23 protein-coding genes and 1 pseudogene are annotated in these 25,736 nt (G+C 61.5%); 12 read left to right on the top strand and 12 right to left on the bottom strand.

The genetic code is table 11. The features are described 5' to 3' along the window. Positions 1-26: 26 nt before the first annotated feature. Positions 27-659, top strand: coding sequence for a homoserine/homoserine lactone efflux protein (rhtB, locus tag AB7M32_RS03385; RefSeq protein WP_454249084.1), 633 nt, complete (start codon positions 27-29; stop codon positions 657-659). A 145-nt stretch (positions 660-804) separates the two neighbouring features. On the opposite strand, the gene AB7M32_RS03380 is transcribed toward rhtB, so the two are convergent. The 4 genes from AB7M32_RS03380 to AB7M32_RS03365 all read right to left on the bottom strand — a co-directional run bounded on the left by AB7M32_RS03380 (position 805) and on the right by AB7M32_RS03365 (position 4,080). Continuing rightward, positions 805-1,548 (bottom strand): penicillin-binding protein activator LpoB, encoded by a 744-nt coding sequence (locus AB7M32_RS03380; RefSeq protein ID WP_072405997.1) that lies wholly within the window; start codon positions 1,546-1,548, stop codon positions 805-807. 3 nt (positions 1,549-1,551) lie between these two features. After that, positions 1,552-2,139: a penicillin-binding protein activator LpoB gene (gene lpoB, locus AB7M32_RS03375; RefSeq protein WP_003177333.1), complete on the bottom strand. Its 588-nt coding sequence runs from the start codon at positions 2,137-2,139 to the stop codon at positions 1,552-1,554. 156 nt (positions 2,140-2,295) lie between these two features. After that, on the bottom strand, positions 2,296-2,667 hold the full coding sequence (locus AB7M32_RS03370; RefSeq protein ID WP_003206754.1) for a YcfL family protein: 372 nt from the start codon (positions 2,665-2,667) through the stop codon (positions 2,296-2,298). 18 nt (positions 2,668-2,685) lie between these two features. After that, positions 2,686-4,080 (bottom strand): COG3014 family protein, encoded by a 1,395-nt coding sequence (locus tag AB7M32_RS03365; protein WP_454249083.1) that lies wholly within the window; start codon positions 4,078-4,080, stop codon positions 2,686-2,688. A 315-nt stretch (positions 4,081-4,395) separates the two neighbouring features. On the opposite strand from AB7M32_RS03365, the gene AB7M32_RS03360 reads away from it, so the two are divergent. Together AB7M32_RS03360 and AB7M32_RS03355 are read left to right on the top strand one after the other, a co-directional pair. Beyond that, positions 4,396-6,294: an FTR1 family protein gene (locus AB7M32_RS03360; protein WP_454249082.1), complete on the top strand. Its 1,899-nt coding sequence runs from the start codon at positions 4,396-4,398 to the stop codon at positions 6,292-6,294. Positions 6,295-6,408: 114 nt separating this feature from the next. Beyond that, the gene (locus AB7M32_RS03355) at positions 6,409-6,864 is read left to right on the top strand and encodes a YaiI/YqxD family protein (RefSeq protein ID WP_454249081.1); all 456 of its coding nucleotides are present in this window, start codon (positions 6,409-6,411) and stop codon (positions 6,862-6,864) included. Between the two features lie 121 nt (positions 6,865-6,985). Here AB7M32_RS03355 and elbB read toward each other — a convergent pair whose 3' ends face one another. After that, positions 6,986-7,654 (bottom strand): isoprenoid biosynthesis glyoxalase ElbB, encoded by a 669-nt coding sequence (gene elbB, locus AB7M32_RS03350; RefSeq protein WP_158455144.1) that lies wholly within the window; start codon positions 7,652-7,654, stop codon positions 6,986-6,988. 123 nt (positions 7,655-7,777) lie between these two features. Here elbB and AB7M32_RS03345 point away from each other — a divergent pair. Then, positions 7,778-9,014: pseudogene (locus tag AB7M32_RS03345) on the top strand (sterol desaturase family protein). On the opposite strand, the gene AB7M32_RS03340 reads toward AB7M32_RS03345, so the two are convergent. Next, positions 8,995-9,618 carry a DedA family protein gene (locus AB7M32_RS03340; RefSeq protein WP_072405987.1) on the bottom strand — a complete coding sequence of 208 codons (624 nt, stop codon included), beginning with the start codon at positions 9,616-9,618 and terminating at the stop codon, positions 8,995-8,997. The pseudogene AB7M32_RS03345 and the gene AB7M32_RS03340 overlap by 20 nt on opposite strands. A 204-nt stretch (positions 9,619-9,822) precedes the next feature. On the opposite strand from AB7M32_RS03340, the gene hemB reads away from it, so the two are divergent. Next, positions 9,823-10,836, top strand: a complete 1,014-nt coding sequence (gene hemB / locus AB7M32_RS03335; protein ID WP_072405986.1) for a porphobilinogen synthase — start codon at positions 9,823-9,825, stop codon at positions 10,834-10,836. Positions 10,837-10,853: 17 nt separating this feature from the next. Then, entirely contained in the window at positions 10,854-13,070 is a 2,217-nt protein-coding gene (gene ppk1 / locus AB7M32_RS03330; protein WP_454249080.1) for a polyphosphate kinase 1, read from the top strand. Between the two features lie 208 nt (positions 13,071-13,278). Here the strand turns inward: ppk1 and ppx are convergent, their stop codons facing one another. The 5 genes from ppx to AB7M32_RS03305 form a co-directional block, all read right to left on the bottom strand. Beyond that, on the bottom strand, positions 13,279-14,781 hold the full coding sequence (gene ppx, locus AB7M32_RS03325; protein ID WP_072405984.1) for an exopolyphosphatase: 1,503 nt from the start codon (positions 14,779-14,781) through the stop codon (positions 13,279-13,281). A gap of 199 nt (positions 14,782-14,980) precedes the next feature. After that, entirely contained in the window at positions 14,981-15,718 is a 738-nt protein-coding gene (locus AB7M32_RS03320; protein WP_454249079.1) for an amino acid ABC transporter ATP-binding protein, read from the bottom strand. Next, the gene (locus AB7M32_RS03315; RefSeq protein WP_053126442.1) at positions 15,705-16,355 is read right to left on the bottom strand and encodes an amino acid ABC transporter permease; all 651 of its coding nucleotides are present in this window, start codon (positions 16,353-16,355) and stop codon (positions 15,705-15,707) included. The genes AB7M32_RS03320 and AB7M32_RS03315 overlap by 14 nt, the downstream gene beginning before the upstream one ends. Continuing rightward, positions 16,352-17,020: an amino acid ABC transporter permease gene (locus AB7M32_RS03310; RefSeq protein WP_454249078.1), complete on the bottom strand. Its 669-nt coding sequence runs from the start codon at positions 17,018-17,020 to the stop codon at positions 16,352-16,354. Before AB7M32_RS03310 ends, AB7M32_RS03315 begins: the two co-directional genes overlap by 4 nt. 21 nt (positions 17,021-17,041) lie before the next feature. Next, positions 17,042-17,827 (bottom strand): transporter substrate-binding domain-containing protein, encoded by a 786-nt coding sequence (locus AB7M32_RS03305; RefSeq protein WP_230147702.1) that lies wholly within the window; start codon positions 17,825-17,827, stop codon positions 17,042-17,044. A 255-nt stretch (positions 17,828-18,082) separates the two neighbouring features. Between AB7M32_RS03305 and AB7M32_RS03300 the strand changes: the two genes are divergently transcribed. The 6 genes from AB7M32_RS03300 (at position 18,083) to AB7M32_RS03275 (ending at position 24,304) form a co-directional block, all read left to right on the top strand. Continuing rightward, entirely contained in the window at positions 18,083-18,790 is a 708-nt protein-coding gene (locus AB7M32_RS03300) for a FadR/GntR family transcriptional regulator (RefSeq protein WP_454249077.1), read from the top strand. A gap of 121 nt (positions 18,791-18,911) precedes the next feature. Continuing rightward, the gene (trxA, locus tag AB7M32_RS03295; protein ID WP_003206727.1) at positions 18,912-19,241 is read left to right on the top strand and encodes a thioredoxin TrxA; all 330 of its coding nucleotides are present in this window, start codon (positions 18,912-18,914) and stop codon (positions 19,239-19,241) included. 241 nt (positions 19,242-19,482) lie between these two features. Beyond that, a complete protein-coding gene (gene rho, locus AB7M32_RS03290) occupies positions 19,483-20,742 on the top strand; it encodes a transcription termination factor Rho (protein WP_003206716.1) in 1,260 nt (419 codons plus the stop codon). A gap of 124 nt (positions 20,743-20,866) precedes the next feature. Continuing rightward, on the top strand, positions 20,867-22,333 hold the full coding sequence (gene ubiD / locus AB7M32_RS03285) for a 4-hydroxy-3-polyprenylbenzoate decarboxylase (RefSeq protein ID WP_014340789.1): 1,467 nt from the start codon (positions 20,867-20,869) through the stop codon (positions 22,331-22,333). Next, positions 22,333-23,301, top strand: coding sequence for a CDP-6-deoxy-delta-3,4-glucoseen reductase (locus tag AB7M32_RS03280; protein WP_454249076.1), 969 nt, complete (start codon positions 22,333-22,335; stop codon positions 23,299-23,301). The genes ubiD and AB7M32_RS03280 overlap by 1 nt, the downstream gene beginning before the upstream one ends. Before the next feature lie 334 nt (positions 23,302-23,635). After that, on the top strand, positions 23,636-24,304 hold the full coding sequence (locus tag AB7M32_RS03275) for a gamma-glutamylcyclotransferase (protein WP_072405977.1): 669 nt from the start codon (positions 23,636-23,638) through the stop codon (positions 24,302-24,304). On the opposite strand, the gene glpT is transcribed toward AB7M32_RS03275, so the two are convergent. Further along, the gene (glpT, locus tag AB7M32_RS03270) at positions 24,280-25,629 is read right to left on the bottom strand and encodes a glycerol-3-phosphate transporter (RefSeq protein ID WP_454249075.1); all 1,350 of its coding nucleotides are present in this window, start codon (positions 25,627-25,629) and stop codon (positions 24,280-24,282) included. The genes AB7M32_RS03275 and glpT overlap by 25 nt on opposite strands. Positions 25,630-25,736: the final 107 nt, after the last annotated feature.

Here is a 25,736-nt window from a genome sequence, read left to right as displayed (position 1 = left end):
TCGACGAATCCGAGCCGAGGTGTGCAATGGTGCTGGAAACATGGATGGCGTTTTTCGCCGCCTGTTGGGTGATCAGTCTTTCCCCGGGCGCCGGCGCCATTGCATCGATGTCCAGTGGCTTGCGCTACGGGTTTTGGCGCGGTTATTGGAATGCCCTGGGTCTGCAACTGGGCCTGGCGCTGCAAATCGTGATCGTCGCCGCCGGTGTTGGCGCGATCCTCACGGCGTCGGCCACCGCGTTCTATGCGATCAAGTGGTTCGGCGTGGCCTACCTGGTCTACCTGGGTGTCAAACAGTGGCGGGCCATCCCTGGCGATATCAGTGATGATTCCGTCGTGCGGCCTATCGGCAACCCTTTGGCTCTGGTGTTTCGCGGTTTTCTGGTCAACGTCAGCAACCCCAAGGCGTTGGTGTTCATGCTGGCGGTGTTGCCGCAGTTCATCAATCCCCACGCACCGTTGATCCAGCAATACCTGATCCTGGGCGTCACAATGATCGTCGTCGATCTCATCGTCATGGCGGGGTACACCGGGTTGGCGTCCAAGGTCCTGCGCCTGTTGCGCACACCGAAGCAGCAACGGCGGATGAATCGCACGTTTGCTGGCCTGTTCATCGGCGCGGCGGGCTTGCTCGCGACGATTCGCAAGGCTGCGGTGTAACCGGCTATACACAACACCTGTGGCGAGGGGATTTATCCCCGCTCGAGTGCGCAGCACTCGCAAAATTCTTGGGGCTGCTTCGCAGCCCAGCGGGGATAAATCCCCTCGCCACAGAAGTATCTAAGCATTTACCGAGCGGTGTGGCTCAGCGCAGGATCACCGGCGCGGTATCCCGGGGCAGATTATTGCGCTGCATCGGCTCGCCGGGCTGTTGGTAGCTCGGGCCACCGAGTTGTTCGCTCAGCTGCCGCGCCACATCTTCACCCAGGGCCTTGGACACTTCGCGCACCACCCGTGGACGGTTGAGGCTGATACGCACGTCCCGGTGGTTCAATAATTTGGTGTCCTGGCCTTCGCCCATGGCCGTAAAGGCCGAGGTGATTTCGTAGGTCTTGGTGTTGATCAGGCTGAAGTCCGCCACCAGGGTCAGCGCCAGCACGGCCGAGTAGCTGTCGGTATTGGCCAGCTCGTTGATGTCGCGGGTGAAGTCGATGTCCGACACCGTGCCGAACAGCACGTAGTCGGCACCCTTGAAGTTCCCGGCCTTGATGCGCTTGATAACGTCATAGACGTCGCCATTGGACGCTGCCGTGTGGGGCGTGCCCTGGGTCAGCTGGAACATCCCGCTGCGCAGGATCTCGCCCTTGATGTCGCCGGTGAACTTGCGCAGTTCGCCCTGCTCGATGTAGCTGCTGGTGGCTTCCATCTCGTCGTAGCTCGAGGAAGCGCTGGCGCTGTAGGGGTTCGCCTGGAAGTTGCTCTGCGCTGAAACGGTGTGGATGTATTCCTCCACCCGCTCCTGGTACGCCAGGTCAGTCACTGCGACTTTTGGGGCCGCCTGCGCGCTGAATGCGCAGGCCAGGGCCATGATGCCTATCCATGTGCGCATGGTTTAGCGCTCCGTGGTCTTGCGGATTTCTTTTTCGTCCATCCACTCGGCCAGACCGCTCTCGACGTCGATCAATTGCAGGCTGAATTTGTAGAAGACGTCCTTGTAGTCGCTGCTGCGCTTGACGATCGAGCTGATGGAGCCCTCGAGGCGGTACTTGGCAGCGATCATGTTGCCGGTCTTGGCCACGGTGCTTTTCTTGTACAGGCCGCTCTGGTTCTGCAGCTTGAGCTGGTCGACCTGGCTGTCCATGGCGGTGTTGTCGCTGGCGAAACGGGCGGCGCCGGTCTTCATCAGTTGGGTCTTGATGCTGGTGGTGATTTCGCGGGTGTCGATGTATTCGCTGGTCTTGTTCTTCACGTCATAGACCTGGACCACCGGACGGCCCTGCAGGATGCCGGACTGGGCCAGGGAGCGGGTCATGGATTCGGCGATCATTTGCAGGTCGGTGGAGCCGAACTCGTTGGTCACGGTTTCCACGGCCTTGGTATCGCCGTAGCTGATGTTCTTGTTGCCCAGGACCGGCGAGTTGTTGGCGCAGCCGCTGACCAGCAGGGCGGCGAGGGCGAGGGATGAAATGCGTACGAACATGTGTGGCTCTCGAAAACTGAAAAAAAGGGATAACGCTTCACTCGGGCGTTTGTTGTGGGAGCGAGCTTGCTCGCGATAGCCGTGTGTCAGTCACATCGTGGCTGGCTGATCCAGCGCTATCGCGAGCAAGCTCGCTCCCACAGTTTTTTTGCGTCTTTAAGGGGTATTGATTTCCAAACGGAAATCCACGGCCTTGGGCGTCGGAGCGATGGCCGGCAGGAAGCTGGTCTGTTCGCCGTACAGCGTCAGGCTTTTCCAGGTTTCTTCCTCGGCGATCGGAAAGCCTTCCGGCCCCAGCCAGGCAAAGCGGTAGTACATCGTCTTGTTGTTGTAGCTGGTGTTGCTCAACTGGACATTGACGGTCATGTAGCCGTTTTCCCGGGCCACGCGCATGGCGCCGACCACGATGTTCTTGGTCTTGCCCATCGCCACGACCTTGCTGGCGGCGCTGCCCGGTTCCGGTGGCGGCGGGGTGGCGCAACCGGCCAGCAAGGCCAGGGCGCCGACGGCGATCAGTTTTAAACGCATGTGAACAAGACTCCGTTCTTAAGGTTGCTTGAGGGCAATGGCGGTCGGGTTGGCGCTTGGCATCACCTGGGCCGCGAGGCCACCGGCGAACACTTGGTTACCCACGGCGCGAAGGCTGATGACCTGGTAGCGCTGGTCCACGGTGACCTTGACCACCGAGCCGCCCACCGCGCTTGGCAAGGTGACCTGGTGCTCGCCTTTCTTCAGGCGCAGGCGCACCACCTGGGTGTAGTCGGGCAGGGTGCGCCAGGTCCGGGTATCGGCCCCTTCGAATACCGCCGAAGTGAGGCCGACGGCCAGGCCCGCCAGGGGATTGGTCTCGTTGATCTGCTTTTGCGCCACGCCACGGGTGACGGCGCGCACAGTCGTGCGCAGGATGATGCCCGGCATGTCGTCGCGCAGGGCCCGACGGGACATGGCGGTGGTGCTGTTGAGTTGGGTCAGGTCCAGCTGACGGCCGTCGACACCGATCTGGCCGAAGGTGGCCGTGGAAGTGTCGGGCTTGATCAGTGGGAACGACAGCGGCGTGATGACCAGGTTGCCGCTGATTGGCAAGGGCAAGGGAATGCGGATCGAATCCCGGGACGGTGCCAGGCCACTCTGCACCACGATCAGGATGTCGCTGTCGTCGCTCTTGGCGACGGGCTTGTCGAGGTTACGCAGGGCCTGCTCCAGCAGCGGTGTGTTGGGGCGCAGCTCGGCGGCCTTGCGATAACCCGGTGCGGCCAGGTCCTTTTCACCCAGGGCTTCGTAGACGAAACCGGCCAGGTAATGGCTGAATGCGCTCTGGTAACTGTTCTTGAGGCTGACCACTTCCGGGGCGTCGAGGCTGGCCACCGGGTAACCCTGGAGGTCCTTGTATTCGGTCTTGACCCCTTGTTTCTCGGCTTCTTCCTCGCGCTTGAGGTATTCCTTGTCCCGCAGGTCGGCGATCACCGCTTCGCGTTCGTGGGTCTTCTTGATCTGGGTCCGCGCTCCGTCGAAGTCATTCACCGCCAGCAGGTTCAGGGCCATCTGCGTGGTCAGCATGACCTTTTCGTAGTCATAGCCTTCGTAGCGGCGGACTTTATCGTTGACCAGGAAACTGCCGAACTGGGCCAGGTACTTGGCCGTGTCGAGCTTGACCGAATCTTCCCACTGGGCAACTTGTCGGTCGGCACTGCTCCAGGCGGTCTGGCTGCCGGACAAGTCACCCTTGGCACGCAACAGCTCACCTTTCTCGAAGTAGTACAGCAGGTCCTTGTCTTGGCTGGAGTTGTTCTTTTCCAGCAGGGTCAATGCGCCGTCGACGTTGCCGGACGCCAATTGCTGGTTGGTCTGGGCCAACTCGTTGTCATAGTTGCGAAAGGCCGAGCAGCCGGACAACAAGGTGATCGCGCCGAGGGCGACCGAAAGAACGGCACGGGATGCCATGAACATTTTCTTCCCTGATAACAGCCGGGGTGTGCGGGTCGGGCTGGAGCGATCCCACGGACAAACGTCGGAACGCTGTCGGTTCCTCATAAAAAGAGGAGCTTTTATGCCATCGAATAATAAGAAGGCGGCGGGATTATAAACATGGCGCTTGGCTATGTAATGGCTTTTCAATTCCTAAATGCTGTTTTTGTGACATCACCTCCAAAGCATTAAAATCCGATGAAAATCGGCGCCCAGGCCACATCCGCCCTTGAGCCGAAGCCATTGGAAGTGAACAATGTGTTACTTCTTATTACCAACTGAGAGTCATTCATGACTGCGCCGTTCCGTTTCCTGGCCTGGCTTGTACTGCCATTGCTTGCTTTGTGCAGCTCTGCGCTGCAGGCCGACACCCTCGAGAGTGCCCCCCAGGCGCTGCATTTGTTGGATTACATCGGGGCGGATTACCCGGCGACGGTCGAGGCGGGCAAGGTCATCGACGAGGCGGAATACCACGAGCAGCTGGAGTTTACCCAGGCGCTGGACGGGGTGGTCGCCGGGTTGCCGGCCAAGCCGGAAAAGACTGAGCTGGTTCAAGGTATTGGGGCCCTGCGCACGGCGATCACCCAGCGCCAGGACGGCGGCGATGTCGCCCGCCTGGCGCGGCAACTGGGGGCCAAGCTGGCGGTAGCGTATGAAGTCAGCCAGGCACCGGTCATCACGCCCGACCCCGCCCGCGGCGCGCCGCTGTATGCGCAGAATTGCTCGGTGTGCCACGGCGCCAACGGTGCCGGCGACGGTCCTGCCGGTGTTGGCCTGGAACCGCCGCCCGCCAACTTGCGCGACGCCCAGCGCCTGGATCGCCTGAGTCTCTATGGGATCTACAACACCCTCGGCATGGGTATCGAAGGCACCGACATGCCGGCTTTCGCCGATCAGCTCGACGACCGTCAACGCTGGGACCTGGCAACCTACATCGCCAGTTTCAGCGCCGACCCGGCCGCGGCAAAAAGTGAGCAGGCCTTTAATCTCGCTGATCTGGCGCGCCAGACCCCGGCCGAAGTGCTCGCCGCGCAAGGCCCCGCAGCGGCGGCGACATTCCGTGCCCAGCGTGCCCAACCGCCGCAGGTGCAACGTGGCCCGGCGCAGTTGCTCGACTACACCGCCGCTACCTTGGATAAAAGCATCGCGGCGTATCGCGCCGGTGACCACGACCAAGCCTATGACTTGTCGGTAGCGGCTTACCTGGAAGGTTTCGAGCTGGTGGAAAGCTCGCTGGACAACGTCGATGCCAACGTGCGCAAGGACACCGAAAAGGCCCTGATGGCCTACCGTCAGTCGTTGCAGGACGGTTTGCCGGTGGAGCAGGCCGTACAGCGCCTGGACGTGGCCAAGGCCAAACTGAAAGAGTCCGCTGGCCTGCTGGGTGGCGATGGCTTGAGCTGGTCGCTGAGCTACATCTCCGGGTTGCTGATCTTGCTGCGTGAAGGGTTGGAAGCGATCCTGGTGCTGGCGGCGATCCTGGCGTTCCTGCGCAACACCGGCCAGCAGTCGGCGGTGCGCAGCGTCAACGTCGGTTGGGGCCTGGCGCTGCTGGCCGGCCTGGCGACCTGGGGGCTGGCGGCGTATGTGATCGACGTCAGCGGCGCACAGCGAGAGCTGCTCGAAGGCGCGACGGCGTTGTTCGCCAGTGTGATGGTGCTGTGGCTGGGTGTCTGGATGCACGACCGTCGTCACGCGGCGGCCTGGCAGGATTACATCAAGAGCAGCCTGGTGGGCGGCGGTGGTCGGTTTGGGTTTGCGATCCTGGCGTTCTTCTCGGTCTATCGCGAACTGTTCGAAGTGATCCTCTTCTACGAAACCCTGTGGTTGCAAGCGGGTCCTGCCGGGCATAACGCAGTGCTGGCCGGCGGTGCGACAGCGCTGGTGTTGCTGGTGGGGCTGGCCTGGGTGATCCTGCGCGGCTCGGCGAAACTGCCGCTGGCGCTGTTCTTCAGCATCAACGCCGCGTTGCTATGCGCACTGTCGGTGGTGTTTGCCGGTCATGGCGTGAAGGCGTTGCAGGAAGCCGGGATTTTCGGCACCCATCCGGTGGCCTTCTTCGACTTCGACTGGCTGGGCATTCATGCCGATGCCTATTCGCTGGCCGCTCAAGTGGTGGCGATCCTGGCGATCGTGGTGCTGTATGGTCGCAGTTGGGTAGCGGAGAAGCGTCGGGTCCAGGTTTCCTGAACAGCGGCATTCGCTGCGCTCATGATCGCGAGCAAGCTCGCTCCCACACGATGTAGGCTGTCCTGTGTGGGAGCGAGCTTGCTCGCGATGCATTTAAAAAGAGGAAAAACTCCAATGCGCGTATGGATCGACGCCGATGCCTGTCCCAAGGCGGCGAAGGAACTGGTGGTCAAGTTCGCCCTGAAGCGCCGGTTCGAGGTGGTGCTGGTGGCCGGTCAACCGCAGATCAAGCCGGCTCTGGCCTGTGTGAAGCTGATCGTGGTGCCCAGCGGCCCTGACGCGGCGGACGACTACCTGGTGGAACATGCCGTGCCGGGTGAGCTGGTGATCTGCAGCGACGTGCCCCTGGCAGATCGGTTGGTGAAGAAGGGCGTTGCGGCCCTGGACCCGCGAGGCAAGGAGTTTGACGCGCAAAACATGGGCGAGCGGCTGTCGGTGCGTAACCTGTTCACCGATCTGCGCGAACAGGGCCATATGGGCGGCGGCCCGGCGGCGTACAGCGAGCGGGACAAGCAGGGGTTTGCCAATGCTTTGGATCGGATTCTGACGCGCCTGGCCCGAATGGCTTGAGTCCTGTGTAACCCCTGTGGGAGCGAGCTTGCTCGCGATAGTGTCGGATCAACCGGCATCTCTATCGGCTGACACACCGCCTTCGCGAGCAAGCTCGCTCCCACCGGGGCTCGGCGTGTTGCTAGGCGTCGTTCTCGTGCGTCAGCTCCAACACCCGGTCCACCAGCTTGTTGATGCCTGAGGCCGCTTCGCTGATGTTCTGCGCCAGCATGTAGGCCGGGGTGCTGACCAGTTTGCGCGCGCGGTCTTCGACAATGTCGGTGACCGCGCAGTCTTCGTGAGTGCCGCCCATTTTGCCCACGGCTGCCGCCGTGTCCGGGTCGTTGCCGATGGTGCACGTCACCCCCGGGCCATAGATCTTGGCCGCCAGGGCCGGGGAGATGCAGATCAGCCCGACGGGTTTACCCGCCTCGGCAAAGGCTTCGGTCAAGGCCAGGACCTCTGGCTGGACGGTGCAGCCGGCGCCTTCGACGGCAAAGTTGGAGAGGTTTTTCGCCGAGCCAAAACCACCGGGTACGATCAAGGCGTCGAAATCCTCGACCCTGGCTTCACGCAAATCCTTTACGTTGCCCCGGGCGATCCGCGCCGACTCCACCAACACGTTGCGGCTCTCGGGCATTTCCTCGCCGGTCAGGTGATTGATCACATGCAGTTGGGCAATGTTGGGGGCGAAGCACTGGACCTGCGCCCCGCGCTGGTCGAGACGCAGCAAGGTGATCACGCTTTCGTGGATCTCGGCGCCGTCATACACGCCACAGCCGGAAAGGATCACTGCAATTTTTTTGCTCATGGGCTTTTCTCCAGATTCATGGCGTTAAATGTCTACTAATTTGTCACTCGTTGCCATAGGGGGATCGGGCAGCTACACCTAATCTGCCGACTATCCCCCTACCTCGCATGCCCGGGTTGCGTCATGAACTTCATCCTGTATGCCGTGCCGTTCTTCTTCGTGCTGATCGCCGTCGAGTTGCTGGCCGACCGCTGGCGGGGTGTGAGCCACTACCGCGTGGCGGACGCGATCAACAGCTTGAGCACCGGCGTGCTGTCGACCACCACGGGGCTGTTGACCAAAGGCGTGGGGCTGGTGACCTACGCTTTTGCGCTGAAACACCTGGCCGTCATCGAACTGCCTGCCGACCGGGTCTGGACCTGGGTGTTCGCCTTCGTGCTCTACGACCTCTGTTACTACTGGCTGCACCGCATGGGCCATGAGCGCAACATCCTCTGGGCCGCCCATTCGGTTCACCACCAAAGCGAGGACTACAATCTCTCCACCGCGTTGCGCCAGACCAGCACCGGGTTCCTGTTGAGCTGGATTTTCTACGTTCCGCTCGCCGTGCTGGGCGTGCCGCTGGTGGTCTTCGTCAGCGTCGCGGCGTTGAATTTGCTGTACCAGTTCTGGGTCCACACCCAGCACATTCCCAAGCTCGGTTGGCTGGAGTGGTGTTTCGTGACGCCGTCCAATCATCGTGCCCACCATGCACAGAACCCTCTCTACATGGATCGCAACTACGGCGGGGTGTTCATTATTTGGGACCGTCTATTTGGCACCTTCCAAGAAGAAGACGATAACGAGCCGGTGATTTTTGGCGTGACCACGCCGCTGGCGAGTTGGAATCCGTTGTGGGCCAACCTGCAGTTCTATGCACAGCTATGGGCCGATGCGCGGCGGGCCGGACGCTGGTGGGACAAGCTGCGGATCTGGTTCATGCCCACCGGTTGGCGTCCGGCGGACGTCGCGGCCCTGTACCCGCTGAACAAGCCGGACCTGAGCCAGTTCCACAAATTCACCGTGCCGCTGGACCCGCGCCCAGCAGTGGTACGTGGGGCTGCAGTTCTGCGTCTACATTGCTTTGGGCAGTTATTTGATGAACCTTGAAAGCAGCCTGCCGGTCGCCGCCCTGGTGCTGGGGTGGGGCGTGGTGGCGTTCGGTCTGTTCGTGTTGGGCGTGGCCCTGGAGAATCGCCCGTGGGCGCTGAAGCTGGAGCTGTTGCGGCTGGCCTCGAACCTGCCGCTGGTGTGGCTGGCGCCCTTGGCCGGGTTGTGGCCGGCCAGCGCTGTGGCCTGGGTTGGTCTGCTCAGCTACAGCCTGCTCAGTGGCATCGGGCTGTATTGCTGCCGCAGCCGGTTTACTCGGTTGGCGTCGTAGGTGCGTCGGACCTGGCTTGTTCCAGGCGTTCGGCTTCGAGGACTTTCCTGGCCAGCCGCGCATTCTTGATGCGTCGGCGCAACCACAGGACCAGGCCCAGTACCAGCAGTGCGCCGAGTACCCACAGCTCGTATTTCTTGATGCTGCCCAACATGCCTTCCAGCACGGCGCCGAAGTGGTACGCGGCAGCGGCCAGGGCCGTGGCCCAGATCGCCGCACCAATGCCGTTGAGCAACAGGTAGCGGCCCGGCGGGTAGCCCGACAGGCCGATCGCCACCGGCATCACCGTGCGCAGGCCATAGACGAAACGGAAGCTCAGCACCCAGATGTCCGGATGCCGGCGAATGTGTTCCAGCGCGCGATCCCCCATCAACTGCCAACGCGGCTTGCGCGCCAGAAGCTTGCGGCCGTGCTTGCGTCCCAGGAAATACCACAGCTGATCGCCCGCGTAGCTGCCGCAGAACGCCACGACCACCACCAGGTTGATGTCCATATAGCCACGGAACGCCAGGAAACCTGCGAGCACGAGGATGGTTTCGCCTTCGAAGAACGTGCCGATAAACAAGGCCAAGTAGCCGAAGTCATGCAGAAATTGTTGGAGCATTGTCTGGGTGCTGGCGAAATGAACGCGCAGCCTAACCCTTCAGGCACATTCAGGAAAGTATCGAAATGTGTCTCGACGTGAACAATTCCTACAGAAGACAATGACTGCGACTACCGGTCGCGTCTTAGCACAACTGTCACACGTCCGTCATAATGTCCGCTTATAACTGTCACGCTCGCCCGTCTGCGGGCTCAGGAGTCTGCCGTGAGCTTTACCCCCGCCAATCGTCTGTTCCCTGCTACCCGCCTGCGTCGCAACCGCCGTGATGAGTTCTCTCGTCGGCTGGTGCGTGAAAACGTGCTGACCACCGATGACCTGATCCTGCCGGTATTCGTGCTGGACGGTGAGAACCGTCGCGAAGCGGTGGCGTCGATGCCCGGGGTGGAACGCCTGACCATCGACCTGCTGCTCGAAGAAGCCGCCCACTGGGTCGAGCTGGGCATTCCGGCGCTGGCCCTGTTCCCGGTCACGCCACCGGCGCTCAAGTCCCTGGACGCCGCCGAGGCCTGGAACCCGGAGGGCATCGCCCAACGGGCGACGCGTGCCCTGCGGGCGCGTTTCCCGGAGCTGGGGGTGATCACCGACGTGGCGCTGGACCCGTTCACCACTCACGGGCAGGACGGTATCCTCGATGAAGAGGGCTATGTGCAGAACGACATTACCGTCGATGCACTGGTCAGGCAGGCGCTGTCCCACGCCGAGGCTGGTGCCCAGGTGGTGGCCCCCTCGGACATGATGGACGGGCGCATACAGGCGATCCGCGAAGCCCTCGAGGTGGCCGGTCACGTCAACGTGCGGATCATGGCCTATTCGGCCAAGTACGCCAGCGCCTATTACGGCCCGTTCCGCGATGCGGTCGGCTCGGCCCTGAACCTGGGCAAGGCCAACAAGGCCTCTTATCAGATGGACCCGGCCAACAGTCAGGAAGCCTTGCACGAAGTGGCGGCTGACTTGTCAGAGGGGGCAGATATGGTCATGGTCAAGCCTGGCATGCCCTACCTCGACATTCTTTGCCGGGTCAAAGACGAATTCAAAGTGCCGACCTTTGTTTATCAGGTCAGCGGCGAGTACGCCATGCACATGGCCGCGATCCAGAACGGTTGGTTGGGCGAAGGGGTGATCCTGGAGTCCTTGACCGCTTTCAAGCGCGCAGGCGCTGATGGCATCCTGACTTACTTTGCCGTGCGCGCCGCCCAATTGTTACGAGAGCAGAAATAGCCTCCCAGGAACTTGCGATGAATACCGAAGGACTCTCCGAAGTTGCCGTAAAAGACGCTCAACCCGTGGTCGAGCAAGTTGCCGAAACACCGCCGGAGCTGGAGCCCGCTCCCCCGGCCGTCGTCGAGCCCGCCCCGGCGCCGGCGATTGCCATTCCGAACCTGGATGACAGCAGCCTGTACATCCATCGCGAGCTGTCGCAACTGCAGTTCAACATCCGCGTGCTGGAGCAGGCGCTGGACGAGTCCTATCCGCTGTTGGAACGGCTGAAATTCCTGCTGATCTTTTCCAGCAACCTGGATGAGTTCTTCGAAATCCGCGTCGCCGGCCTGAAGAAGCAGATCACCTTCGCCCGTGAACAGGCGGGTGCCGACGGCCTGCAACCGCACCAGGCCCTGGCCCGTATCAGCGAGCTGGTCCACGGTCATGTGGACCGGCAATACGCGATCCTCAACGACATCCTGTTGCCGGAGCTGGAAAAGCACCAGGTGCGCTTCATCCGCCGGCGTTACTGGAACACCAAGATCAAGACCTGGGTGCGCCGCTATTTCCGCGACGAGATCGCGCCGATCATCACGCCGATCGGTCTCGATCCGACGCACCCGTTTCCGCTGCTGGTCAACAAGAGCCTGAACTTCATCGTCGAACTGGAAGGGATCGACGCCTTCGGTCGCGATTCCGGCCTGGCGATCATTCCGGCGCCGCGCCTGTTGCCGCGCATCATCCGTGTGCCGGAAGATGTCGGCGGCCCGGGCGACAATTATGTGTTCCTGTCGTCGATGATCCACGCCCACGCCGATGACCTGTTCCAAGGCATGAAGGTGAAGGGTTGCTACCAGTTCCGCTTGACGCGTAACGCCGACCTGTCGGTGGACACCGAGGACGTCGAAGACCTGGCCCGCGCCCTGCGCGGCGAGCTGTTCTCCCGTCGCTACGGCGATGCGGTGCGCCTGGAGGTGGCCGACACCTGTCCGAAACACCTGTCCGACTACCTGCTCAAGCAGTTCAACCTGCACGAGACCGAGCTGTATCAGGTCAACGGTCCGGTCAACCTGACCCGACTGTTCAGCATCACCGGCCTGGACAGTCACCCGGAACTGCAATACCTGCCGTTCACGCCGCAGATCCCGAAACTGCTGCAAAACAGCGAGAACATTTTCAGCGTGGTCAGCAAGCAGGACATCCTGCTGTTGCACCCGTTCGAGTCGTTCACGCCGGTGGTCGACCTGCTGCGCCAGGCCGCCAAGGACCCTCACGTCCTGGCGGTGCGCCAGACCCTGTACCGCAGCGGCGCCAACTCGGAAATCGTCGATGCCCTGGTGGACGCGGCGCGAAACGGCAAGGAAGTCACCGCGGTGATCGAATTGCGCGCCCGCTTCGACGAAGAATCCAACCTGCAACTGGCCAGCCGCCTGCAAGCGGCCGGCGCGGTGGTGATCTATGGCGTGGTCGGCTTCAAGACGCACGCCAAGATGATGCTCATCCTGCGCCGTGAGGCCGGCGAGATCGTGCGTTACGCCCACTTGGGCACCGGCAACTACCACGCTGCCAACGCCCGCCTGTACACCGACTACAGCCTGCTGACCTCCGACGATGCCTTGTGCGAAGACGTCGGCAAGCTGTTCAGCCAATTGATCGGCATGGGCAAGACCCTGCGCATGAAGAAACTGTTGCACGCGCCGTTCACCTTGAAAAAGGGCATGCTCGACATGATCGCCCGGGAGACGCAGTTCGCCCTGGACGGCAAGCCGGCCCACATCATTGCCAAGTTCAACTCGCTGACCGATCCGAAGATCATCCGCGCGTTGTACAAGGCCAGCCAGTCAGGTGTGCGCATCGACCTGGTGGTGCGGGGCATGTGCTGCCTGCGGCCGGGCATCCCGGGGGTGTCCCACAACATCCATGTACGCTCGATCATCGGGCGGTTCCTGGAGCATACCCGGGTGTTCTACTTCCTCAACGGCGGGGAGGAGCAGATGTTCCTGTCCAGCGCCGACTGGATGGAGCGTAACCTCGACAAACGGGTCGAGACCTGCTTCCCGGTGGAAGGCAAGAAGCTGATCCTGCGGGTCAAGAAGGAATTGGAAAGCTACCTCACCGACAACACCCACAGCTGGAGCCTGCAGTCGGATGGCCGCTACATCCGCAACACGCCGACCGGCAACCAGAACCCGCGCAGCGCCCAGGCGACATTGCTGGAGCGCTTGAGCAGCCCGGTGTTGGCGGTTCGTTAAGGTTGGGGTGATGCAGTTCTGATGGTTTAAGGATATCTGTGGCGAGGGGATTTAGCGAAACGTCGCACCGCCCCGCTGGGCTGCGAAGCAGCCCTGAAACCTGCCAGCCAGTTGTGTCAGGTTGATTACCTTCCAACTCTTTGGGGCCGCTTCGCGGCCCAACGGGGATAAATCCCCTCGCCACAATAGATCTGTGTTGTGGCGGGGCTCAGTGAATGTTCAACACAATCCCGACCCGGGTCAGCCAGTCGGCTTCCTGGGCGAAGTCGGCCTGGGTCAACTGGTTTTCTTCCAGCCATCCGTCGGGGAACATCACGTCCAGTTGATCGCCGTCGGCATGCAGGGCGACCTGCGGCATTTCCTGGGTGCCACGGATGTGATGGAACAGGATCGCAAAACGCAGCAGTACGCACAGGCGAATCAGCTTGATGCCGTCATCGCCGAACTCGGCAAATTTATCCTTGGGAATGTTGCGCCGATGGCCGCGCACCAATAGCGCGAGCATCTGCTGGTCTTCTCGGGAGAAGCCCGCCAGGTCCGAATGCTCGATCAGGTAGGCGCCATGCTTGTGGTAGTGATAGTGGGCGATGTCCAGGCCCACTTCATGGACCTTGGCGGCCCAGCCCAGCAATTCGCGCCAGACCCCGTCGTTCAAGTCCCAGTCATCGGCCACCTGGTCGAAGGCATGCAGTGCCTTGCGTTCGACCCGTGCGGCCTGCTCCAGATCGACGTGATAACGCTCCATGAGCGAGCCCAGGGTGCGTTCACGCACGTCTTCGTGATGATGACGCCCCAGCAGGTCGTAGAGCACGCCTTCGCGCAGAGCGCCCTCGCAGTGGTCCATGCGTTGCAGTTCGAGGGCGTCGAAAATCGCTTCGAGGATCGCCAGGCCCGCCGGGAAAATCGCCCGGCGATCGGGCTTGATGCCTTCGAAATCGATCTTGTCCGCTTCGCCGAGCTTGAACACTCTGCGTTTGAGCCAGGCCAGGCCCTCGGCGTTGACCTCCCCAGTACCGTGGCCGCCAGCCTTGAGCGCCAGACCGATGGCGCGAATGGTCCCGGAGGAGCCGATGGCTTCGTCCCAGGTCAGGCGGTGCAGGGCGTGTTCGATGCTCATGATTTCCAGGCGCGCCGCCGTGTAGGCCTGGGCGTAGCGGGCCGGGGTGATCTTGCCGTCGCGGAAATAACGCTGGGTGTAGCTGACGCAGCCCATCTGCAGGCTTTCGCGCAGCAGCGGTTCGAAGCGCTGGCCGATGATGAATTCGGTACTGCCACCACCGATGTCCGCCACCAGGCGCTTGCCCGGAGTGTCGGCCAGGGTATGGGAGACGCCCAGGTAGATCAGGCGGGCTTCTTCACGGCCGGAGATGACTTCCACCGGATGGCCGAGGATCTCTTCGGCGCGACGGATGAACTCGCCACGGTTGCGTGCCTCGCGCAGGGCGTTGGTGCCGACGATCCGCACCGCGCCCAGGGGCATACCGTTGATCAGTTGGGCAAACCGCTTGAGGCAATCGAGCCCGCGTTGGATGGATTCTTCGCTGAGCTTGCGCTCTTCGTCGATCCCGGCGGCCAGTTGGACCTTTTCGCCGAGCCGCTCAAGAATGCGGATTTCCCCGTTCTGGGCCTTGGCGACGACCATGTGGAAGCTGTTGGAGCCCAGGTCGATGGCAGCGATCAGGGACAGATTCTTGGCTTGGGATTGCGGCATGGTCAAAAAGTCTCGGTCGATAACCTCGCCATCCTGCCACGATCGACCGCTTACGCCAACGCAAAGGCGACCGCTTCGCGGTCAATCGCGAGCAAGCTCGCTCCCACATGTGTTTTGTCTCGCCTGCGCAATAGCCGGCAACCGAGAACCTGTGGGAGCGAGCTTGCTCGCGATGAGGCCAGAGCCGGCACCACAAACCTCAGGCCACAGGCTCGACCGTCCCGATGAAGTTCGCCAGCTCCGCGGTCTGCGGAGCGGCGAACAGCACCTTGGGATCGCCCACCTCATGCACCTTGCCCTGGTGCATGAACACCAGTTTGTCGCCCACTTCCCGGGCGAAACGCATTTCGTGGGTGACCATGATCAGGGTCATGCCTTCCTTGGCCAGTTGCCGCACCACGCTGAGCACTTCATTGACCAGTTCCGGGTCCAGTGCCGAGGTGATTTCGTCGCACAGCAGCACTTTCGGCGACATTGCCAGGGCGCGGGCAATCGCCACCCGTTGCTGCTGGCCGCCGGACAACCGGTCGGGGAAGGCGTCGAATTTCTCCCCAAGCCCGACCCGCTCCAGCATCTGCCGCGCCAGTACGGCCGCCTTGGCCTTGGGCACTTTTTGAACAACTTGCGGCGCGAGCATCACGTTCTCGCCCACTGTCAGGTGCGGGAACAGGTTGAATTGCTGGAACACCATTCCGACTTTCTGTCGCAGGCTGCGCAGGTCGGCGCGGGCGGCATCAAGGTATTCGCCGTCGACTTCGATCACGCCGTCGTTGATCGACTCCAGGCCATTGAGGGTGCGCAGCAAGGTGGATTTGCCCGAGCCGCTGCGGCCGATGATCGCTACCACCTGGCCTTCCTCGACGCTCAGGTCGATGCCTTTGAGCACGTGATGATCGCCGTAGTATTTATGCAGGGCGGTAATTCTAAGCAGAGGCATGCAGTCTCCTTTCCAGGTAGCGCGCACTGAGGGACAAGGGGTAGCAGAGCAGGAAATAACCGAGGGCCACCAGGCCATAGACCATGAACGGCTCGAACGTGGCGTTGGCGAGCATGCCGCCGGTCTTGGTCAGTTCGGTAAAGCCAATGATCGAAGTCACGGCAGTGCCTTTGACCACCTGCACGGAAAAGCCCACGGTCGGCGCCACGGCGATGCGCAGGGCCTGGGGCAGGATCACGTAGCGCAACTGCTCCAGCGGGTTGAGGGCCAGGCTCGCCGAGGCTTCCCACTGGCCGTTGGAAATCGAGTCGACACAACCGCGCCAGATCTCCGCCAGGTAGGCACTGGTGAACAGCGTCAGGGCAATGGCCGCCGCCATCCACGGCGAAATCTCCACCCCGGCCAGCGCCACGCCGAAGAACACCAGAAACAGTTGCATCAACAGCGGCGTGCCCTGGAACAACTCGATGTAGGTACGGGCGATGTTACGGGGCAGGGCGCTTTTGGAGATGCGCAGCACCATCACCAGCAAGCCGATCACACCGCCGCCGATAAATGCCACCAGCGACAGCGCCAGGGTCCATTGCAGGCCGGTGAGCAGGTTGCGCACCACGTCCCAGAAAGTGAAATCGCTCATTGGCCGCTCCTGGCAATGTAGCGGCGCCCCACCCAGTTCAGGAACTGGCGGATCAGCAGCGCCATGCACAAATAGATCAGCGTGGTCAGTGCGTAGGTTTCAAAGGCGCGGAAGTTGCGCGACTGAATGAAGTTGGCGGCGAAGCTCAACTCTTCGGTGGCGATCTGCGAACAGACCGCCGAGCCGAGCATCACGATGATGATCTGGCTGCTCAGGGCTGGCCAGACCTTGCCCAATGCCGGCAGCAGCACCACGTGGCGGAAGGCCTCGAAGCGGCTCATCGCCAGGGCCGCGGCCGCTTCCAATTGCCCCCGCGGGATGGCCTGGATACCGGCGCGGATGATCTCGGTGGAGTAGGCGCCGAGGTTGATCACCATCGCCAACACCGCCGCCTGCCATTCGGAAATCTGCAGGCCCAGGGACGGCAAACCGAAGAAGATGAAAAACAACTGCACCAGGAACGGTGTGTTGCGGATCAATTCCACGTACACACCGAAGAGCGCCGCGAACGGGCGAATGTTCCACGCCCGCACCACGCCGCCGACGATGCCCAGGCCGACCCCGAGCAACGTGCCGATGGCCGTCAGTTCCAGGGTGAACAGCGCACCGCGCAGCAGTAACTCGGTGTTTTGCACCACCGGCAGAAAATCGAACTGATAAGCCATGCTCAGCCTCTCAAGCGACGGTCAGAGATCGGCCGGCAGCGGCTGCTTGAGCCAGGTCTGGGAATTCTTCTCCAGGCTGCCATCGGTCTTGGCGGTGGCCAGGATCTGGTTGACCTTGTCCAGCAGCGCCGGCTCGTTCTTGTTTACGCCCACGTACACCGGCGAGTCCTTGAGTTTCACCTTCAGCGCCGGAACACGCTTGGGGTTGCGTTCGCTGATCGCGACCATCACCACGTTGCCGCTGGCGATCAGGTCCACCTGGCCGGCCAGGTAGGCGGCGATGGTCGAGTTATTGTCTTCGAAGCGCTTGATGGTGGTGCCTTCGGGGGCGACCTTGGTCAGCTCGATGTCTTCGATGGCGCCACGGGTGACGCTGATGGTCTTGCCCTTGAGGTCGTCCAGGCCATTGATCGCGGCATCGGGTGGACCAAAGACGGCCAGGTAGAACGGCGCATAGGCACTGGAAAAGTCGATGACTTTTTCCCGCTCCGGGTTCTTGCCCAGGCTGGAAATCACCAGGTCGACCTTGCCCGTGGTCAGGAAGGGGATGCGGTTGGTGCTGTTGACTGGCGTCAGTTCAAGCTTGACCTTGAGCTGGTCGGCCAGCAGTTTCGCGGTGTCGATGTCCAGGCCGCGGGGTTTCATGTCCGGGCCCACCGAGCCGAACGGGGGGAAGTCCTGGGGCACGGCGACCTTGAGGGTGCCGCGCTTGACCACGTCCTCCAGGCCATCGGCGTGGGCGGGCAGCTGACAAAGCATCAGGCTGGCAAACAGGGCTGTGAGCAGGGCGCTGCAACGCTGAATCATGGCGAATCTCCGCAATCGGTGATGTGATTTCTGCGTTCGGACAGAGCACAGGCCATGCCAAGGCCACTTTTAACCGGCCAAAGCCACGGTTTTGCTGGTGGGCAGCGGTCTTACTGGTCTGAACAGTTGCATCGTGTTTCGCACCGTTATCGGGCGTCGGTATTTGTCGCCGAACCCTGCTGGGGCACGACTTGCCGGGCGCGGCGAATAGCTTTACAACTAGCCGCTCACTGGCCCGGTTCGTCTGAAAAAATCATGAATTCCATCGCTCGTGCCGTTCCTGAAGTGGCCCTGCAAGCCATCCGCAAACTGATCGTCGATGAAGGCTTCGGCCCAGGCGATGCGTTGCCGTCGCAGCGGGACCTGGCGCTGCAACTGGGCGTGAGCCGGGCGTCGTTGCGCGAAGCGTTGTCCTCCCTGAGTGCCTTGGGCATGATCAGCGTGCAGCCGGGCAAGGGGGTGTTCGTGCAGGCGCCGGTAGAGGCCCCGCGCACCGAGTCGGCGCCGGGCTGGCCGTTCGCCGCCCAGGCATCGCCGGTGGACATCTTCCAGTTGCGCTACGCCCTGGAGGGCTTCGCGGCGGGGTTGGCGGCGGTGACGCTCAGCGCCGATGAGCTCGACCGGTTGCAAGACAATGTCGAAGCCATGCGCCGAGAGTTGAAGGTCGGGGATTTCGACGCCGCCGCGCGGCTGGATTTCGAATTCCATCGGCGAATCCTGCTGGCCAGCGGCAACCAGGCGATGCTGAGCATCCTTACCGCCAGCGCCGACATCTTCCTGGAAAGCCAGAAACTACCGTTCATCCGGGCGGAGCGGGCGATGGAAACCTGGCAAGAGCACCGCAAGATCCTTCGCGCCCTGGCCCGTCGGGCTTCTGCTGCGGCGCAAAAAGCCATGCAGGAACATGTACGTAACGCTGCGCTGCGTACCGGGATTTCGTTCGTCGCCCCTACGGCTTCATGAGCCGGGCCATATTCAAATACATCTTGCGCCATAGCGAGACTCAATCAACTGCGGCTTCCTGAACCCGGGAAGGGCCGCTATGATGGGCCACGTTTTTTTGCTGATGACCCCGGAGATTTCCATGAGCAGCGATCTGATCAAACACGTTAGCGACGCTAGCTTCGAAGCTGACGTACTCAAAGCCGAAGGCGCGGTACTGGTCGACTATTGGGCTGAGTGGTGCGGTCCCTGCAAAATGATCGCCCCCGTCCTGGACGAGATTGCCGAGACCTACAAGGGCAAGCTGACCGTTGCCAAGCTGAACATCGACGAGAACCAGGAGACTCCGGCCAAGCACGGCGTGCGTGGTATCCCGACCCTGATGCTGTTCAAGAACGGCAACGTCGAAGCCACCAAGGTCGGTGCGTTGTCGAAGTCGCAACTGGCTGCTTTCCTCGACGCCAACATCTAAGCGCCGAATGCCACTGAAAAAGCCCCGCAAATCGCGGGGCTTTTTCGTTATCCGGGGCTAGACGCTTGCAAACCCAGGTGTTACATTCGGCCCCGCACTGGTTTCTCCATTGCCCCCTGCAAGCCGTCGCCGACGCTCTCCTTTCGAATAAGTACGCGATCCTGTCGCCTTCTCTGCGGCGCGGCCTCATTAAGCCAAAAGCTTAATTTCCCCCCTCCATAAATGATTACGTCATTCCTATATGAATCTGACTGAACTCAAGCAAAAGCCGATTACCGAACTGCTCGAATTGGCCGAACAGATGGGCATAGAAAATATGGCCCGTTCGCGCAAGCAGGACGTGATTTTCTCCCTGCTCAAGAAGCACGCGAAAAGCGGCGAGGAAATCTCTGGTGATGGCGTGCTGGAGATTCTCCAGGACGGCTTCGGCTTCCTTCGCTCCGCAGACGCTTCCTATCTCGCCGGTCCAGACGATATCTACGTCTCGCCGAGCCAGATCCGTCGCTTCAACTTGCGTACCGGTGACACCATCGTTGGCAAGATCCGCCCTCCGAAGGAAGGCGAGCGTTATTTCGCCCTGCTCAAGGTCGACACGATCAACTTCGACCGTCCGGAAAACGCGAAGAACAAGATTCTCTTCGAGAACCTGACCCCGCTGTTCCCGACCGTGCGCATGAAGATGGAAGCCGGCAACGGTTCCACCGAAGACCTCACCGGTCGTGTCATCGACCTGTGCGCACCCATCGGCAAGGGGCAGCGTGGCCTGATCGTAGCGCCGCCGAAAGCGGGCAAGACGATCATGCTGCAGAACATCGCGGCCAACATCGCCCGTAACAACCCTGAAGTTCACCTGATCGTGTTGCTGATCGACGAACGTCCGGAAGAAGTGACCGAGATGCAGCGCACTGTGCGCGGCGAAGTGGTCGCCTCGACGTTCGACGAGCCGCCAACCCGCCACGTGCAGGTTGCCGAAATGGTGATCGAGAAGGCCAAGCGCCTGGTCGAACACAAGAAAGACGTGGTGATCCTGCTGGACTCCATCACCCGTCTGGCCCGTGCCTACAACACCGTGATCCCGAGCTCCGGCAAGGTGCTGACCGGTGGTGTCGATGCCCATGCGCTGGAAAAACCGAAGCGTTTCTTTGGCGCCGCGCGGAACATCGAGGAAGGCGGTTCGCTGACCATCATCGCCACCGCACTGGTTGAAACCGGTTCGAAGATGGACGAAGTGATCTACGAGGAATTCAAGGGCACCGGCAACATGGAGCTGCCTCTGGATCGTCGTATCGCCGAGAAGCGTGTCTTCCCGGCCATCAACATCAACCGTTCCGGCACGCGCCGCGAAGAGTTGCTGACCGCCGACGACGAGTTGCAGCGCATGTGGATCCTGCGCAAGCTGCTGCATCCGATGGATGAAGTCGCCGCCATCGAGTTCCTGGTCGACAAGCTGAAGACGACCAAGACCAACGATGAGTTCTTCCTGTCGATGAAACGCAAGTAAATCGCCAAGACAGGCCAGCAAGAGCCGGGGAAACCCGGCTTTTTGCTATCTGTGCATTCACTATTCTGGACGGGCGGCGTTAAACTCGGGCCCCCGAACGCCACGGCCACCATGAGGCTTTTGCATGCAGTATCGCGACTTGCGCGACTTTATCAGCGGGCTGGAACAGCGCGGCGAACTCAAGCGCATCCAGGTACCGGTGTCTCCTGTCCTGGAAATGACCGAGGTCTGCGACCGCACCCTGCGCGCAAAAGGCCCGGCGCTGTTGTTCGAAAACCCGACGGGTTATGACATTCCGGTGCTGGGGAACCTGTTCGGCACGCCGGAGCGCGTGGCCTTGGGCATGGGCGCCGAAGCTGTCAGCGAACTGCGCGAAATCGGCAAGCTGCTGGCGTTCCTCAAGGAGCCCGAGCCGCCGAAAGGCTTGAAGGACGCTTGGTCCAAGCTGCCGATTTTCCGCAAGATCATTGCCATGGCGCCGAAAGTCGTCAAGGACGCGATCTGCCAGGAAGTGGTCATCGAGGGCGACGATGTCGACCTGGCCATGCTCCCGGTGCAGACCTGCTGGCCGGGCGACGTGGGGCCGCTGATCACCTGGGGCCTGACCGTCACCAAAGGCCCGAACAAGGACCGCCAGAACCTGGGCATCTACCGTCAGCAGGTGATTGGCCGCAACAAGGTCATCATGCGCTGGCTGAGTCATCGCGGCGGTGCATTGGACTACCGTGAGTGGTGTGAAAAACACCCCGGCCAGCCCTTCCCGGTGTCGGTGGCCCTGGGCGCGGACCCGGCGACCATCCTCGGCGCCGTCACGCCCGTGCCCGACAGCCTTTCCGAATACGCGTTCGCCGGCCTGTTGCGGGGCAATCGTACCGAGCTGGTGAAATGCCGTGGCAATGACCTGCAAGTTCCGGCCACCGCCGAGATCATTCTTGAAGGTGTGATCCATCCCGGCGAAATGGCCGATGAAGGTCCGTACGGCGACCACACCGGTTACTACAACGAAGTGGACAGCTTCCCCGTGTTCACCGTCGAGCGCATCACCCATCGGATCAAGCCGATTTACCACAGCACCTACACCGGCCGTCCACCCGATGAGCCGGCGATTCTCGGCGTGGCGCTGAACGAAGTGTTCGTGCCGATCCTGCAGAAGCAGTTTCCGGAAATCACTGACTTCTATTTGCCACCGGAAGGCTGTTCGTATCGCATGGCCGTGGTGACCATGAAGAAGTCGTATCCGGGGCACGCCAAGCGCGTGATGCTCGGGGTCTGGTCGTTTTTGCGACAGTTCATGTACACCAAGTTCGTTATCGTCACCGACGACGATATCAACGCACGGGACTGGAACGACGTGATCTGGGCCATCACCACGCGCATGGACCCCAAGCGCGACACGGTGATGATCGAGAATACGCCGATCGACTACCTCGACTTCGCCTCGCCGGTGTCTGGCCTGGGGTCGAAGATGGGACTCGATGCCACGCATAAATGGCCCGGTGAAACCACTCGCGAGTGGGGCCGGGTTATCGTCAAGGATGAAGCCGTTACCCAACGGATCGATGCCATCTGGAATCAGTTAGGAATAGATTGATGCGTGTAACCTTGCAGCCTTCCGGGGCGGTGCTGGAAATACGGCCCGCCGAGCGGATTCTCGATGGCGCGCGGCGCCTGGGCTATGAATGCCCGCAAAGCTGCCGCAACGGCAACTGCCACGTCTGTGGTGCGTTGCTGGTGGAAGGCCGTGTGGAACAGGCGGGCGAGGTGCGCGACCACGGTGAGATCTTCACGTGCATCGCCGAGCCGTTGGAGGACTGCGTGGTGTTGTGGGATGGTGTGCTGTCGCCGGGCGAGCTACCGGTACGCAACCTGGCGTGCCAGGTGATCGAGTGCGCCGACGTGGGTGGCGATGTCTGGCGAGTGCGGCTGCGGGCGCCAGCGGGCAAGCCACCGCGCTATCACGCCGGGCAGTACCTGATGATCGAACGGGAAAACGGCGAAAAATCGGCGTTCTCCCTGGCCTCGGCGCCGCATTCCGGGCGCGAGCTGGAGTTGCATGTGTTGGTGCGCGAAAACAGTGCACAGGCGCTGCTGGAACAACTGCAACGCAACCCCAGCGTGCGCGTCGAAATGCCTTTTGGCGACACGCATTTGTCCGAGCTGCCGGACGGGCCATTGGTGCTGATCGCCGCCGGAACCGGCATGGCGCAGATGCACAGCCTGATCGAGCATTGTCGTGCCGCGGGTTTCAAGCACCCGGTGCATCTGTATTGGGGCGTGCGGCGGCCGGACGATTTCTATGAAATCGAGCATTGGGACGAATGGAAAAAACTGCCGAACCTGTTCCTGCATAAAGTCGTCAGCGACTTGTGTGGCTGGGAAGGGCGCTGCGGGATGCTCCATGAAGCAGTGTGCGAGGACCTCAGCGATCTTTCCGGCGTGCACGTCTACGCCAGCGGCTCGCCGGCCATGATCTACGCCACGCTCGATGCGCTGGTGGAAGCCGGCATGGACGCCCATCAAATGCGCGCCGATGTGTTTGCCTATGCGCCGCGGGCTTAGCGGCTGACCTGAAATCTGGCTTCATACGCTTTTGTGATCTGGATCGTGCGCTGTTGTGGCGAGGGAGCTTGCTCCCGCTCGGTTGCGCAGCAACCGCCTCTTTTGGGACTGCTATGCAGTCCAGCGGGAGCAAGCTCCCTCGCCACACAACAGCCCATGTCCACCTGTCGATATAACTGCATATATTTCGTTTCGATATTTAGTCTCAAGGCTAGATACCGATAACGTATATAACGACTGGATGGCATTTAACTTGCCTTGATCCCCATGAACGTCAACCCCATGACGAGCCCCCATTCACTTCCGACCCGCGAGGAGCCAACCGCTACCGGCCATGACCGCTATCGAATCCGCCATTACCTGTGCCTTGTATCCGCCACGACTCGAGCTGGGGCCGCAGCTGACCCGTGAGCAATTGCTCGCCTCGATGCAATCGACCATGAGTCTTCACCAGGGTGGTCCGGTCTGGCTGTTCGCGTACGGTTCATTGATCTGGCGGCCGGAATGCACGGCGGTGGAGCGCATGCGCGGTCGGGTCCATGGTTATCATCGCGGGTTGTATCTGTGGTCCCATGAGCACCGCGGCACCCCGGAGTTGCCGGGGCTGGTGTTCGGGCTGGATCGCGGCGGTTCGTGCAGCGGGTTCGCCTACCGATTGCCGGAGGAGAATCTCGAGGATTCGCTGTTTGCCCTGTGGCAGCGCGAGATGCCGGTCCCGTCCTATCGTCCGCACTGGCTCAGTTGCCGTCTCGAGGATGGCAGCCGGGTGCAAGCCTTGGGTTTTGTGCTGGAGCGGCACCTGCCCAGCTATGCCGGCAACGTGCCGGACCATGTGCTGAGCCAGGTGTTCGAAAGCGCCTGTGGGCGTTACGGCACCACTCGCGATTACGTCGAGCAGACCGTTCACGCCCTGCGCAGCCACGCCATGCCAGACCGGAATCTGGAGGCGCGGCTCAAGCGCTGCAAATCAGCGCTGGATCAGGCGACCGCTTCGCGGCTCTGACTGGCTATTTGCTTGTGCCACAGCGTTGGCGCGAGGAACGCCATTGCCAGCAGGCAGGCGCCGATCAACAGCACAAAGCCACCGTCCCAGCCGAAATGGTCCACGGTGTAGCCCATGGCGGCGCTGGCCGCGACCGAGCCACCCAGGTAACCAAACAGACCGGTGAAGCCGGCAGCTGTACCGGCGGCTTTCTTCGGTGCCAGTTCCAATGCTTGCAAACCGATCAACATCACCGGGCCGTAGATCAGGAAGCCGATGGAAACCAGGGCGATCATGTCAACGGTCGGGTTGCCGGCCGGGTTCAGCCAGTACACCAGCGTGGCCACGGTCACCAGGGCCATGAACACCATGCCGGTCAGGCCACGGTTGCCACGGAAGATTTTGTCCGACATCCAGCCACACAGCAGCGTGCCGGGAATGCCCGCCCACTCGTAGAAGAAATAGGCCCAGGAACTCTTGTCCACCGTGAAGCCCTTGGCTTCCTTGAGGTAGGTCGGCGCCCAGTCCAGCACGCCGTAGCGCAGCAGGTAGACGAAGACATTGGCCATGGCGATGTACCAGAGCATTTTGTTGCGCAGCACGTATTTGACGAAAATTTCCTTGGCGCTGAATTCGTTCTCGTGGCTCGCGTCGTAGCCTTCGGGGTAGTCGTCCTTGTATTTCTCGATGGGCGGCAGGCCCACCGATTGAGGCGTGTCGCGCATGGTCACGAAGGCAAACACCGCAACGACGAGCGCTACGGCAGCGGGCACATAGAATGCCGCGTGCCAGTCGTTGAACCAGCCCATACCCAGCAGGAACAGCGGGCCGATCAGGCCGCCGCCGACGTTGTGCGCCACGTTCCACACCGACACCACGCCGCCACGTTCCTTCTGCGACCACCAGTGCACCATGGTCCGTCCGCTTGGCGGCCAACCCATGCCTTGGGCCCAGCCGTTGATAAACAGCAGGATGAACATCATGGTCACGCTGGAGGTTGCCCAGGGCGCGAAACCGAATACGAACATCACCCCCGCCGATACCAACAAGCCAAAGGGCAGGAAGTAGCGCGGGTTGGAACGGTCGGACACCAGGCCCATCAGGAACTTCGACAGCCCGTAGGCGATGGCGATGGCCGACATGGCCAGGCCCAACTGGCCACGGGTATAGCCCTCGTCGATCAGGTACGGCATGGCCAGGGAGAAGTTCTTGCGCAGCAGGTAATACCCGGCGTAGCCAATGAATATCCCGGCGAAGATCTGCCAGCGAAGGCGTCGATAGGTGCTGTCTATTTTTTCTTCAGGCAATGGAGCCTGATGGGCGGCGGGGCGAAAGAAAGCAAACATTCAAGAGCTCCAGATTTCTTGTTTTGACTGCGGATGCGAATGTTACAGTTTCGTTACCGAAAATAGCATCGGTTCGCATCAACAAAAAAGCCGGAATGTTGGCGATA

Source organism: Pseudomonas sp. R151218B TE3479, from assembly GCF_053629195.1.
Note: the sequence above shows the minus strand (reverse complement) of the source record. Positions and strands in the feature narration are given on the sequence as shown.